Below are 13,052 nucleotides of genomic sequence, written 5' to 3' on the forward strand. Positions count from 1 at the left end.
CTCACTGCCGGTGCGTCCCGCGCCGGTGAGAGTGCCCTAGAGCAAGCCGGCCGGAGAGCCGGTGTCAGGATTCATCCATGGTTCGTCATCACCCGCTGGAGGCGGCAAGCGTGCTCACGCTGAGCGTGGCGCTTTGCGCACTGGCTTCCGCTGCGAAAGCGCAGGCTCCCAGCACCCAACTGCCCTCCGTCACCGTCGAGGCTCCCCGGGCGGTGGCGCGCCCCAAGCCGGCGAGTGCGAAGCCGCGCGTTCGGTCGGCATCCGTCCGGCGTCCCCCGAAGCTGGCGACGGCCCCATCCGTGGCCACGGCCGCCGCGGGCGGCGCGAAGCCGGGCGAGACGCTCGCCGCGACCCGCGACGGCCTGAACCGGGCCCCCACCGGGCAGACCCAGACGACAATCGACCGCAGCCAGTTCGACAACCGGCCGTCGTTCTCGGTCGCCGATGTGCTGCGGGACAGTCCTGGCATCTCGATCAAGCAGGGCAACGGCCCGCGCGATTTCGGCATCTCGATCCGCGGGTCGAATGCCCGGAACGGCTTTGGCATCCGCAACCTCGTCATCTTCGACGACGGCTTCCCGGTGACCCAGCCGGACGGCCTGTCGCGCAGCGATCTGATTGATCCGCATGCCTATGGTGCGATCGACGTGGTCCGGGGGCCGTCGTCGGCGCTCTACGGCAATTACGCCACCGGCGGTGCGCTGAACTTCCGGACCCGGCCGGGTGGCACGATCGACGGCGTCGAGTATGGCGTCGACGGCGGCAGCTTCGGCTATCTCAACAACTATCTGGCCGCAGGCAAGAAGGTCGGCAATTTCGAGGGCTCGCTGTTCGCAAGCGACGCGCGCGGCGACGGCTATATCGGGAACAGCTGGTTCAACACCCAGACCGTCAATTTCCTCGGCACCCTGCAGGTCACGCCGGACGACCGTTTCACGGTGAAGCTGATCAACAACGACCTCGCCGCGCGCTTGCCGATCCGCTCGTCGCTCAATCAGTTCAACCAGAACCCGTTCCAGCAGGGTTGCGCGACCGGCGCGACGGCCGCGCCGGGATGCGGAACCGTGACCCTGTTCAATAACGGCTTCAATTCCGCGGCGGGAACCGACAAGGAGACCGCGGTCCAGGCAGGCCTCGGGCGCGACGACCGCCGCACCATCGTCGGCGGCCGCTGGGAGCACGATTTCGACAACCAGACCACCTGGCGCAACCAGTTCGTGTTCGACGACCGCAATATCAGCCAGCCGACGGGATCGACGAGTGCCATCGGCGACTTCCCGTCCTACAACTACATGAGCGACGTCGTCAGGCGCGGCGAACTGTTCGGGATGGAGTCGACGGCCTATTTTGGCGGCTTCTACAACACGCTCACCGCTTCGAGCGATACGCGCAACGTAGTGCCGGGCGGAAATGCGACACTTGGAAGCCTGTCCAGCAACCTGTTCAGCACGACGACGAATTACGGTCTTCGTGCGCGCGAGGAACTGAAGCTCACGCCTGCGCTGACGGCCGTTGCGGGGATCGGCTGGGAAACCACCAATCTTACCGGTCGAAACACCGCCTATAGCTACGTCGGAGCGGGCGGCACCACGACCACGGCGATCACGACCGCGGATCGGCAATTCCAGAACACTGCGCCCGAGCTTGCGCTGCTGTACCGGTTGAACAGCGAGTGGCAACTTCGCGGGCGCGTGGCAACCGGATACGGCACACCGCAGGTCAGCAATCTCTTCGTTCTGCCGAGTGGAGCTTCGGGCAACAACACCCAGCTGCAGACTCAGAAGAACCTCGGTTACGACCTCGGCGCCGACTGGACACCCAACAACGCGCTCAAGGTCAGCGTCACCGGGTTCTACGAGTTCTTCAAGGACGAACTGGTCTCCCAGGCGACGCCGCTTGCGGGCATTTCCTACACATTCAATGCGCCGCGATCGGAACATCGTGGCGTCGAACTGGCCGCCGACTGGAAATTCCTGCCGGGCTGGCGGTTCTCGGCCGCCTATACCTATCTCGACGAGGTCTACACCGAATACGTCGAGAACATCACGAACGGCGCGGTCTTCAGCTTCAATCGCGCCGGCAACAAGATCCCCGGCATTTCGCCGAACGAACTCACGGCGCGGTTGGGCTACGACCAGTTGTCTGGCCCGCTGCAGGGCCTCGGCGGGTTCGTCGAGGTCCAATGGAAGGATGGCTTCTACATGGACAACGCCAACCTCCTGAGGGCGCCCGGCTACGAACTCGTCAACCTCAACCTGCACTACAAGACCGATCTCATCTCCGATTCATTCAAGTCGCTGAATCTGTACGTCGAGGTCAGGAACGTCTTCGACCGGACCTACGTCGCTTCAGCGAACAACATCACGAATTCGGTGACCGCGGCGGGCATTCAAAATCCCGCGAGCGTACTGGCGAACTCGACCAACTCGATCTATGCCGGATCACCGCGTGCGTTCGTCGCGGGCATGAAGATTGCGTTCAAATGAGGAGCGCATCGATGACATATCGCAGACCTGCGGCTCTCACGGTACTGGCAACGCTGGTTGCGGTCTTGCCGAACCTTGCCATCGCGCAGATGAGCCATCAGCACGCCTCCGAAGCGGCGTGCGAAGAAACCGTCCTGCGCTGCGCGACCAAGGTCACGCCGGCCTTCGCTGCGGACGGGACGCTGTGGCTGGCGTGGATGGCCGGAGGTCAGATATCCGTCGCGAACTCGAGGGACCAGGGCAAGAGCTTTTCCGCGCCAATGCAGGTCACCCGAGAGCGGCTCAATCTGGATTGGGGGCCGGACGCACGGCCGAAACTTGCGATCGACCAGAAAGGCGAGGTCGCGCTGGCGTTCTCGATCTTCCGCGATCAGGCCTTCAACGGGCAGGTGCTGACCACGCGCTCGACCGATGGCGGGCGCAGCTTTGATCCGCCGAGGCCGATCACCGCAAACAACGAGAGCCAGCGCTTCGAGGCGATCGGCTTCGATCCCACGGGCGCCGTGTTCGCGGTCTGGCTCGACAAGCGCAACCGCGTGCCGGCGCAGCAGCGCGGCGAGAAGTATGACGGTGCCGGATTGTTCTTCGCTGCATCGAAGGACGGTGGCGCGACCTATTCCGATGCGCAGCTTGCAGCCGACAACACCTGTGAGTGCTGCCGTCTCGCGCTGGCGTTCGACGGTTCAGGGCATCCTGTCGTGGTGTTCCGGAACATTTTCGAAGGTGGCGTGCGCGACCATGCGATCGTGACATTCACCGATCTGGCCACAGCCGGCGAGGTGCATCGGGTGAGCCGCGACGACTGGCAGATCGCGGCATGTCCGCACCATGGTCCGAGCCTGACCATTTCGTCCGCAGGAACCTACCACGTGACGTGGTACACCAACGGCAAGGCTCGCAAGGGATTGTTCTACGCGCGGTCGCGCGACGGCGGCAAAACCTTCTCCGATCCGCTTCCTGTCGGTCAGCTGAACCGCAGCCCGTCGCGGCCGCAGATCATCGCGGGACCCCAAGGACTTGTGATGGCCTGGAAGGAGTTCGACGGGCGGAAGACATCGATCAATCTGATGACATCGCACGACGATGGAGCGACCTGGTCGAAGCCCACAGTTGTCGTCGACACCGCCGACAGCTCCGACCATCCGCTGCTCGTCTCGGACGGTCGGCAGACCTACCTGTCGTGGATGACCAAGGTCGACGGCTACCATTTTCAAGCGATCGAGGGCGAACCATGACACGTCATTTGCTCGCTGCGCTCATCTTGCTCGCGACGTTGCCGTGCGCACGCGCGGCGGGAGAGAGCGCGCCAAAACCGTTCGAGCGCGGCAGCTGGCAAAGGCTGCTGCATGAACATGCCGGTCATCCGACCCTGGTGCATTTCTGGGGCGTGACGTGCGGACCCTGCAAGGTCGAGCTGCCGCAGCTCGGCCGGTTCATGAAGGATCACCCGGGTATCGACGTCGTCACGATCAGCGCGGATCTGGTTCCCAATCTTCCGGACGCGACGAAATCGATGCTGAATCAGGCCGGGCTTGGATCGGCCGAGAACTGGATCTTCGACGATGGCTTCGCGGAGCGATTGAGGTTTGAGATCGATCCGGCCTGGCAAGGCGATATCCCGCGAACCATGCTGATTGGCCGCGACGGAACGATCACGACGATCGAAGGATCGGCTGAAATGACCGACCTGAACAAATGGTCCGACGCTCAGGCAGCAACAACCCGATAACGCCTCAACTTCAACCTGAAAGGAATTCGTCCAATGAAGATGCTCTCTCGCATCCTCGCCCTCGCAGCTCTGACGGCTGCATTCGCGTCGGCGTCCGCGCGCGCCGAGGACATCAAGGCCGGCGACCTCGTGATCACGCAGGCATGGACGCGCGCGACGCCGAACGGTGCCAAGATCGGCGGCGGCTATATGACGATCGAGAACAAGGGGACGACGGCTGACCGGCTGGTGTCAGGCACTGCCGAGGTCGCCGGCAAGGTCGAGGTCCACGAGATGTCGATGGACAATGGCGTGATGAAGATGCGTGCGCTCGACAATGGGCTGACGATCGAGCCGGGCAAGACCGTGAAGCTTGCGCCCGGCGGCTATCACCTGATGATGTTCGACCTGAAGAACCCGCTGAAGCAGGGCGACAAGGTGCCGGTCACGCTCGAATTCGAGAAGGCCGGCAAGGTCCCGGTCTCGTTGGACGTGCAGGCTGTCGGTGCGCAAGCTCCGGGCGGCGGCGATCATTCCGGCCATGGTGACCACTCCGGTCACATGGACATGAAGAAGATGTGAGGCGGACATGCGGCCACACACGTTCCTCATTGGCGCGGCGGCGCTGCTCGCAGCGTCGCCGGCGATTGCGCATGTCACGCTTGAAGGAAAGCAGGCTCCGGTCGGCTCGTACTACAAGGCGGTGTTCGCCGTGCCGCATGGCTGCGCGGGATCGGCGACGATCAAGATCCGCGTGCAGATTCCGGAAGGCGTGATCGGGGTGAAGCCGATGCCGAAGCCCGGCTGGACCCTCGATACCGTCACCGGCAAATATGCCGCGGCATACGACTATCACGGTGCCAAGCTCTCCGAGGGCGTCAAGGAAGTCGCCTGGAGCGGCGGCAAGCTCATCGACCAGAACTACGACGAGTTCGTGATACAGACGTTTCTCACCGATACGCTGAAGCCGAACACCACGTTGTATTTCCCCGTCGTGCAGGAATGCGAGCAGGGCGTCAGCCGCTGGATCGACATCCCGGCCGACGGGCAGGGCGGCGGGCACGACCATGGCAGCAAGACACCAGCGCCCGGCGTCAAGCTGTTGCCGAAGCCGTAGGCCATGCGGCGGGTCGCAAGTGTACTGGCAAGTCTTGGGCTCGCAAGTCTTGCTGCGCTCTTCGTGGCGCTGTGCCTTGCGACCTCAGCCCACGCGCATGCTGTCCTGATCGGTGCCGAGCCGGCGGACGGCAGCGTGGTGGCGGAGGCGCCCAGGACGCTGGTGCTCCGCTTCAACGAAGCGGTGGCGCCGACTGCGGTCAGCCTGCTCGACGCTGCCGGCAAGCCGCGTGACGTCAAGATCCGCGCCGTCGACGAATCGGTCGTGGTGACGTTGCCGGCGGGGCTGCCGCTGGGCACGCAGGTGGTGAGCTATCGCGTGGTATCGCAGGACGGTCATCCGGTCGCCGGCTCGCTGCTGTTCTCGATCGGCGTCGTCACCGGCTCTGCAGCGCCATCGAGCGACGGCGTGCTCCATGCGTTGATCTGGCTGGCGCGCCTTGCGCTCTATCTGGGGCTGTTTGCCGGCGTCGGCGGCGTGTTCTTTGCCGCCTGGATCGGGCAGGGCCCGGCGGGCGAACGGCTGATCATGTGGTCGCTCAAGATCGGCCTCGCCGGTGCGATTGCCTCGCTTGGCCTGCAGGGCGTCGAGCTGTTGAACCTGCCGCTCTCGGGTATCCTGACCTGGGCGGCATGGGCCAGTGCGGCCGGCACCAGCCTGTTTCCGGCGCTATTGCTCGCGATCGCCGCGATGCTGATTGCAGCGATCGCCTGGCGCAGTCCGTCGTTTGGCGCGGCGTTTACCCGCACCGCGGTCGCGATGATCTGTGTCGGGCTGTCGTTCGCGGTCAGCGGCCATGCCGCCACCGCCTCGCCACAATGGCTGACGCGGACTGCGCTGTTCATCCACGGCGTTGGCCTCGCGTTCTGGATGGGCGCGCTGGCGCCGCTGGCGGTGCTTGCCTGGCAACGCAAGGACTCGCTGCTCCGGGTGCTGAGGCGCTTCTCGATGCTCGCGGTGCCGGTCGTCGCATTGATCGCCGTGTCGGGCCTGGCGCTCGCGATCGTCCAGCTCGAGAGCTTTCACGCGCTGATCGACACCGGATACGGCAATATTCTGCTGGCGAAACTTGTGCTGGTGGCGCTGTTGCTCACATTCGCTGCGTTGAACCGGCTGGTGTTCACGCCGGCCATCGCGCGCGAATTCCACCGGACGCGCCCGCTGCAGCGCTCGATCGCGGTCGAATTCGTGCTGATGATCGCGATCCTTGGCCTCGTCGCGCTGTGGCGGTTTACGCCGCCGCCGCGCGTGCTGGCGATGTCAGACGACGTTCCGCTCGCGGTCCACATCCACACTGATGCCGCGATGTTCCAGGTGCTGATCGCGCCGGGCAAGGTCGGGCAGAACGATTTCGTGCTGCAGCTGATGAACGGCGATGCCAGCCCGTTCGCGGCCAAGGAGGCGACGCTGACGCTGAGCCTGCCGGATCGTGGCATCGAGCCGCTGGAACGCAGCGCCGCGCTGGGTCCCGACGGCTATTGGCACGTGAACAAGGTGCCGTTGCCGGTCCCGGGCCGCTGGCACATGCAGATCGACGCCCTGGTGACCGATTTCAAGAAAGTGACGCTGGAAGACGATTTCGAGGTCAGGTAAAGCCGCGGTCAGCGCACCGGACGCGTCGGCGGGACGCAATTCGTTCAAATGGCCGAAAATCGCCTGATTTGAAGGGCTTTTGTCATTTGGCGGCCTTGTGTTTTCACGGCCGATCCGGTTTCACTGCAGCTCTTCCCACGCTTTCCTGATTCCCGAGTAACGCCATGCGATTGTCGCGGTTTTTCCTGCCCATCCTGAAAGAAAACCCGAAAGAGGCGGAGATCGTCTCGCATCGGCTGATGCTGCGCGCGGGCATGATGCGGCAGGAGGCGGCCGGCATCTATGCCTGGCTGCCGCTCGGCTACCGGGTGCTGAAGAAGATCGAGCAGATCGTTCGTGAGGAACAGGACCGCGCCGGCGCGCTCGAACTCTTGATGCCGACGCTGCAGCTTGCCGATCTCTGGCGCGAAAGCGGCCGCTACGACGCCTATGGTCCGGAGATGCTGCGCATCCTCGATCGTCACAAGCGCGAGCTTCTGTACGGACCGACCAACGAGGAAATGATCACGGAGATCTTCCGCTCCTACATCAAGTCCTACAAGAACCTGCCGCTCAACCTCTACCACATCCAGTGGAAGTTCCGTGACGAGCAGCGCCCGCGGTTCGGCGTGATGCGCGGCCGCGAATTCCTGATGAAGGATGCCTATTCGTTCGACCTCGACGAGGCCGGCGCGCGGCGTTCCTACAACAAGATGTTCGTGGCCTATCTGCGCACCTTCGCGCGGATGGGCCTGAAGGCGATCCCGATGCGAGCCGAGACCGGCCCGATCGGCGGCGACCTCAGCCACGAATTCATCGTGCTCGCTGACACCGGCGAGTCCGGCGTCTTCATTAATCGCGATGTGCTGGACCTTCCAGTGCCGGGCGAGGACGTCGACTATGACGGCGATCTGACACCGATCATCAAGCAGTGGACCTCGGTCTATGCTGCGACCGAGGATGTCCATGAGGCCGCGCGCTTCGAACAGGAAGTACCCGAGGCGAAGCGGTTGAACACCCGCGGCATCGAGGTCGGCCAGATCTTCTATTTCGGCACCAAATATTCCGACACCATGAAGGCGATGGTGGCCGGTCCCGATGGCGTCGACGTGCCGATCCATGGCGGCTCCTACGGCGTCGGCGTGTCGCGTCTGGTCGGCGCGATCATCGAGGCCTGTCACGATGACGCCGGCATCATATGGCCCGAGGCGGTCGCGCCGTTCCGCGCTGCGATCCTCAACCTCAAGCAGGGCGATGCCGCGGTCGATGGCGCCTGCGAGCAGCTCTATCGCGATCTCTCGGCGAAGGGCGTCGACGTGCTCTACGACGACACCGATCAGCGCGCCGGCGCCAAGTTCGCCGCGGCCGATCTGATCGGTATCCCCTGGCAGATTCTGGTCGGACCGAAGGGGCTGGCCGACGGCAAGGTCGAGGTGAAGCGCCGCAGCGACGGTTCACGCGACAACATGAGCCCCGCCGACGTGGTCGCGAAGCTCGCGGGTTAAAGTTTCTTCACGCCGCGCTTATCGACGGGGTAATCCGGCCACATTTGGTCCGAATCATGGGATTATCGACAGATGGATGAGACCATGAACGAGCCAGTCCGTACCCGGCCTTTTGCGCCATTCGAATGGCTGCTGTCCGGACGCTATTTGCGCGCGCGCCGCAAGGAAGGGTTCATCTCGGTCATTGCCGGCTTTTCGTTCCTAGGCATCATGCTCGGCGTTGCGACGCTGATCGTGGTGATGGCCGTCATGAACGGCTTCCGCAAGGAACTGCTCGACAAGATCCTCGGCCTCAACGGCCACCTGCTGGTACAGCCGCTGGAATCGCCGTTGACCGACTGGAAGGATGTCGCCGATCGCATCAGCCAGGTGCAGGGCATCCGGCTCGCCGCGCCGGTCGTGGACGGACAGGGGCTCGGATCGTCGCCGTTCAACGCGGCCGGCGTCTTCATCCGCGGTATCCGCGCCGACGATCTCAACAACCTCACCTCGATCGCCAAGAACATCAAGCAGGGCACGCTCGAGGGGTTTGACGAGGGGCAGGGCGTTGCGATCGGCCGCCGCCTCGCCGATCAGCTCTCGCTGCATGCCGGCGACATGATCACGCTGGTCTCGCCGAAGGGCGCGGTGACACCGATGGGCACCACGCCGCGCATCAAGCCCTACAAGATCACCGCCGTGTTCGAGATCGGCATGTCGGAATACGATTCGACCTTCGTATTCATGCCGCTGGCCGAGGCGCAGGCCTATTTCAACCGCAACAACGACGTGTCCTCGATCGAGGTGTTCACCACCAATCCGGACAAGATCGACACCTACCGCAAGCTGGTGACGGAGGCCGCCGGCAGGCCGGTCTTCCTGGTCGATTGGCGGCAGCGCAACTCGACCTTCTTCAACGCGCTGCAGGTCGAGCGCAACGTGATGTTCCTGATCCTGACCATGATCGTGCTGGTTGCGGCGCTCAACATCGTCTCCGGGCTGATCATGCTGGTGAAGGACAAGGGCCAGGACATCGCGATCCTGCGCACCATGGGGGCCTCGCAAGGCTCGATCATGCGGATCTTCCTGATCACCGGCGCCTCGATCGGCGTGGTCGGAACGCTGACCGGATTCGCGGTCGGCATGCTGATTTGCCTGAATATCGAATCGATCAGGCAGTTCCTGTCCTGGCTCACCAACACCGAGCTGTTCTCGCCGGAGCTGTATTTTCTCTCCAAGCTGCCGGCCGAGGTCGATTTCGGCGAGACGCTCGCGGTCGTGATCATGGCGCTGACACTGTCTTTCCTGGCGACGCTCTACCCGTCGTGGCGCGCCGCGCGCCTCGATCCGGTCGATGCGCTCCGGTACGAGTAAGGAGCCCACATGGCGGAGGGGGCGGAAGACGTACCGGTCGTCTATCTTCATGACATCAAGCGGGAATACCGGCAGGGCGAAGCGACGCTGACGGTCCTGAACGGCGCCAAGCTGGCGCTGTGGCCGGGCCAGTCGGTGGCGCTGGTGGCGCCGTCAGGATCCGGCAAGTCGACGCTGCTGCACATCGCGGGACTGCTGGAAAGTCCCGATGACGGCGAGGTCTATGTCGCGGGGACGCCGACCTCGCAGATGTCCGATGTCGATCGCACGCAGATTCGCCGTTCCGATATCGGCTTCGTCTATCAGTCGCACCGGCTGCTGCCGGAGTTCTCGGCGCTCGAGAACGTCATGCTGCCGCAGATGATTCGCGGCCTCAAACGCTCCGAGACCGTGAAGCGGGCGACCGAAATCCTGTCCTATCTCGGCCTCGGCGACCGGATCACGCATCGCCCGGCGGAGCTCTCGGGCGGCGAGCAGCAACGCGTGGCGATCGCGCGCGCGGTTGCCAACGCGCCGCGGGTGCTGTTTGCGGACGAGCCGACCGGGAACCTGGATCCTGCTACCGCCAATCACGTCTTCAACGCGCTGATGCAGCTCGTCAAGGCGACCCGGGTCGCGATGCTGATCGCAACCCACAACATGGACCTCGCTGCGCGGATGGATCGCCGGGTGTCGCTCTCGGACGGACAGATCGTCGAGCTCGAATAGCGCTTCGAGCGAAGCGGGTCACGGCTCGCATGAAGAGCGCGCGCTAACAGACAGAATCTGAAGCCTTTTTCCACGCTGCTTCAAGTGGCTCGGAAGGTGCTCGATGCCTCAATAGGCCGGGCGAGGCCGTCGGCCGGGCTGCCTCGGCCGACGGTCGACCGGCGGTCCGGCGTAATAGGGGTTGTTGCTGCAGATCGCGGCGAGGCCCGCTGCCGAGGCGCGGCACTGCTCCAGCGACGTGTAGCCGCAGTCGGTATCCTCGCCACCCCAGCGGTAGTTGGTCTTGCAGACCGGTGAGGTCGAATCGTACTTCTGGGCATTCGCTGGCGTGCTCGCGACGGCAGCCAGGGCCAAGAATGGCGGAAACAGTGCCGGCAACAGTGCCAGAATCAGGTTGCGCATCGGAAGCTCCAATCGATCTGGCGCCGGCAACATTCGCACGCCGAACGTCCGCGCGAATAGGCGCCCAGCTGCGGGCGTGATCAACTCACATTCCCGCGCCGGCGATGCCGGGGCGGGGCGTCAGTGAATGAACAGGTCGAAGAAGCTGTCACCGCGTTCCCGCGCGGGCGTGTGCAGATACGAGCGCGGGTCGTTGTCGCCGGCATAATAAGGGTTGGCGACGCAGGTCTGCCCGATGCCGGAGGCCGTGGCGAGGCACGCCTGATAGGACGGGTAGGAGCAGTTGCTCAGGCCGGGATAGCGGTCGCCCTGAATGCAGAACGGGTAGCGCACGCCGACGGCATGGGCGGGCGCGGTAGCCAGCGTTGCGAACGCGACCACAGACGCCGCGGCAGCAAGAATCATCGTCCGCATGTGCATTCCTTTTTGCTGCGAAGATTCGATCTCGGCGCCGATCCAAATCGGACAAGCCGGTTCCGGTCAACACGATCTTGCGCGCAGCTGCGCACGCAGTTTTGAATTGTGAAAATTCTGCGGCAGCTATGTGGCAAAAGTTCCAAGAAGTGCCTGTAATACAGTATTAACTTCAAATTTGAGCGAAGTCGTTTGGGCCTTCCTGTTGCAGCGAAGTTACAGCAATTCCGTCGAGGGCTGCTATGACGGTGTCTCGCGGCCTTGGGGGCCTGTAGAAAAAGTTGGAACGGGAAAATGAAAAAGATTTTGCTTGTCACCGCCAGCATGATCGCGCTCAGCGCGACGGCTGCTTCCGCGGCTGACCTCGCGGCTCGCCCTTACACGAAGGCTCCGCCGCCGATCGTCGCCACTGTCTATGATTGGACCGGCTTCTACATCGGTATCAACGGTGGTTGGGCCCAGAGCCACGACAACCGTTCGGTCGATGGTCTCGGCCAGGCCGGCAGCTACGATGCCAACGGCGGCACCGTCGGTGGTCAGATCGGCTACCGCTGGCAGACCGGCGGCTGGGTGTTCGGTCTCGAAGCTCAGGGCAACTGGGCTGACCTGACCGGCAGCAGCGCGAACAACTTCGTCGCGGGCGGCGTTGTCCGTTCGAAGACCGACGCGTTCGGCCTGTTCACCGGCCAGATCGGCTACGCCTGGAACAACGTCCTGCTGTACGCCAAGGGCGGTGCTGCGGTCACCGATCGCAACTACCAGTTCCTGGCACCCGGCGGCGTGCTGGCGTCCCAGACCGGCTACGACACCCGTTGGAGCCCGACGGTCGGCGTTGGCCTCGAATTCGCCTTCGCCCAGGGCTGGTCGCTCGGCGTCGAGTACAACCACATCTTCGAAGACACCCATGGTGCGACCTTCATCACCACCCCGGGTGGTGTCGCAGTCGCCGGCTTCCACACCGGTGGCGACACCGACATGGTCCTCGGCCGTCTGAACTACAAGTTCGGTGGTCCGATCATCGCGAAGTACTGATCGCTCGCATAATCCAAGCGACGACGAAAACCCCGGGCCTTGGCCCGGGGTTTTTTGTTGGCTTGGGACGAATTGGCCGTGGATGCGGTTTCGCCGCCCGGCAGGGGTTTCCGACGAACGGCCGACGCCGCATATTCGGGGCATGACGGAACGCCAGCTGACCTCCGAGCTAACCTGCCCGCGCTGCGGCCACGTCTCTGTCGAGACGATGCCGACCGACGCCTGCCAGTTCTTCTATGATTGCAAGGGATGCGGCACCCGGCTGAAGCCGAAGCCGGGCGATTGCTGCGTTTATTGCTCTTACGGAACGGTCAGGTGCCCGCCAATGCAGGCCGGCGATTGCTGCGGGTCAACCGCGCCAGCAAATCGGACTCCTGTGAATGAATAGATCAATCAAGGGCCGTTTGATCGCCTTGGCCGTGGTTGAGTTGGTGATAGGCGGCATGTGGCTGTCCGGTACTGTCAACCCGGCGGTTTTCGCTGTGCTGACGCTTGGCGTGCCCGCACTGGCTCTGACGGTCGCCATGCCAATCGTGTATTTGATCAGGTCCAATCGCTCCAATCGTTCTGCAACTCAAAACGAGCCGCCTTCAAATCCCAACTAGGTTAAGCGCTCCCGCCGGGGCGAACGCTTTCAAATTATCGAGTCGCTGCCAGCTCCCGCCACGATTAACCACGCGAATTCTTTCGGGGTCAGTTTTCAAAACTGACCCACTACCGTTGCTTGACTCTTAGAACAAAAAAGGAACAATGTT

At 63.6% G+C, this 13,052-nt stretch carries 14 protein-coding genes; 12 read left to right on the forward strand and 2 right to left on the reverse strand.

Features of this window, described 5'->3' with window-relative positions; genetic code table 11:
• The first annotated feature begins 77 nt into the window (after positions 1-77).
• The 9 genes from BRSPCE3_RS08275 (at position 78) to BRSPCE3_RS08315 (ending at position 10,449) form a co-directional block, all read left to right on the forward strand.
• Positions 78-2,486 carry a TonB-dependent receptor gene (locus BRSPCE3_RS08275; protein WP_244065301.1) on the forward strand — a complete coding sequence of 803 codons (2,409 nt, stop codon included), beginning with the start codon at positions 78-80 and terminating at the stop codon, positions 2,484-2,486.
• An 11-nt stretch (positions 2,487-2,497) separates the two neighbouring features.
• The gene (locus BRSPCE3_RS08280) at positions 2,498-3,721 is read left to right on the forward strand and encodes a sialidase family protein (RefSeq protein WP_244065302.1); all 1,224 of its coding nucleotides are present in this window, start codon (positions 2,498-2,500) and stop codon (positions 3,719-3,721) included.
• Positions 3,718-4,215 (forward strand): TlpA disulfide reductase family protein, encoded by a 498-nt coding sequence (locus BRSPCE3_RS08285; RefSeq protein WP_244065824.1) that lies wholly within the window; start codon positions 3,718-3,720, stop codon positions 4,213-4,215. The genes BRSPCE3_RS08280 and BRSPCE3_RS08285 overlap by 4 nt, the downstream gene beginning before the upstream one ends.
• A gap of 33 nt (positions 4,216-4,248) precedes the next feature.
• Complete coding sequence (locus BRSPCE3_RS08290) at positions 4,249-4,776, forward strand: copper chaperone PCu(A)C (protein WP_244065303.1); 528 nt, start codon at positions 4,249-4,251, stop codon at positions 4,774-4,776.
• Positions 4,777-4,783: 7 nt separating this feature from the next.
• Positions 4,784-5,311: a YcnI family protein gene (locus BRSPCE3_RS08295; protein ID WP_244065305.1), complete on the forward strand. Its 528-nt coding sequence runs from the start codon at positions 4,784-4,786 to the stop codon at positions 5,309-5,311.
• Between the two features lie 3 nt (positions 5,312-5,314).
• On the forward strand, positions 5,315-6,904 hold the full coding sequence (locus BRSPCE3_RS08300; RefSeq protein ID WP_244065306.1) for a copper resistance CopC/CopD family protein: 1,590 nt from the start codon (positions 5,315-5,317) through the stop codon (positions 6,902-6,904).
• A 164-nt stretch (positions 6,905-7,068) separates the two neighbouring features.
• Positions 7,069-8,388, forward strand: coding sequence for a proline--tRNA ligase (gene proS / locus BRSPCE3_RS08305; RefSeq protein WP_244065307.1), 1,320 nt, complete (start codon positions 7,069-7,071; stop codon positions 8,386-8,388).
• 72 nt (positions 8,389-8,460) lie between these two features.
• Positions 8,461-9,741: a lipoprotein-releasing ABC transporter permease subunit gene (locus tag BRSPCE3_RS08310; RefSeq protein WP_244065308.1), complete on the forward strand. Its 1,281-nt coding sequence runs from the start codon at positions 8,461-8,463 to the stop codon at positions 9,739-9,741.
• 9 nt (positions 9,742-9,750) lie between these two features.
• Positions 9,751-10,449, forward strand: coding sequence for an ABC transporter ATP-binding protein (locus tag BRSPCE3_RS08315; protein ID WP_244065309.1), 699 nt, complete (start codon positions 9,751-9,753; stop codon positions 10,447-10,449).
• 108 nt (positions 10,450-10,557) lie between these two features.
• Here the strand turns inward: BRSPCE3_RS08315 and BRSPCE3_RS08320 are convergent, their stop codons facing one another.
• Positions 10,558-10,851: a DUF3551 domain-containing protein gene (locus BRSPCE3_RS08320; RefSeq protein ID WP_244065310.1), complete on the reverse strand. Its 294-nt coding sequence runs from the start codon at positions 10,849-10,851 to the stop codon at positions 10,558-10,560.
• A gap of 120 nt (positions 10,852-10,971) precedes the next feature.
• Positions 10,972-11,265 carry a DUF3551 domain-containing protein gene (locus BRSPCE3_RS08325; protein WP_244065311.1) on the reverse strand — a complete coding sequence of 98 codons (294 nt, stop codon included), beginning with the start codon at positions 11,263-11,265 and terminating at the stop codon, positions 10,972-10,974.
• A 294-nt stretch (positions 11,266-11,559) separates the two neighbouring features.
• Between BRSPCE3_RS08325 and BRSPCE3_RS08330 the strand changes: the two genes are divergently transcribed.
• From BRSPCE3_RS08330 to BRSPCE3_RS08340, 3 genes are all read left to right on the forward strand, one after another.
• Positions 11,560-12,297, forward strand: a complete 738-nt coding sequence (locus BRSPCE3_RS08330; protein WP_244065312.1) for an outer membrane protein — start codon at positions 11,560-11,562, stop codon at positions 12,295-12,297.
• A 142-nt stretch (positions 12,298-12,439) separates the two neighbouring features.
• Complete coding sequence (locus BRSPCE3_RS08335; RefSeq protein ID WP_244065825.1) at positions 12,440-12,685, forward strand: GDCCVxC domain-containing (seleno)protein; 246 nt, start codon at positions 12,440-12,442, stop codon at positions 12,683-12,685.
• Positions 12,678-12,902, forward strand: a complete 225-nt coding sequence (locus BRSPCE3_RS08340) for a hypothetical protein (protein ID WP_244065313.1) — start codon at positions 12,678-12,680, stop codon at positions 12,900-12,902. Before BRSPCE3_RS08335 ends, BRSPCE3_RS08340 begins: the two co-directional genes overlap by 8 nt.
• The last annotated feature ends 150 nt before the right edge of the window (positions 12,903-13,052 follow it).

Source organism: Bradyrhizobium sp. Ce-3, assembly GCF_022835695.1.
GTDB lineage: Bacteria > Pseudomonadota > Alphaproteobacteria > Rhizobiales > Xanthobacteraceae > Bradyrhizobium.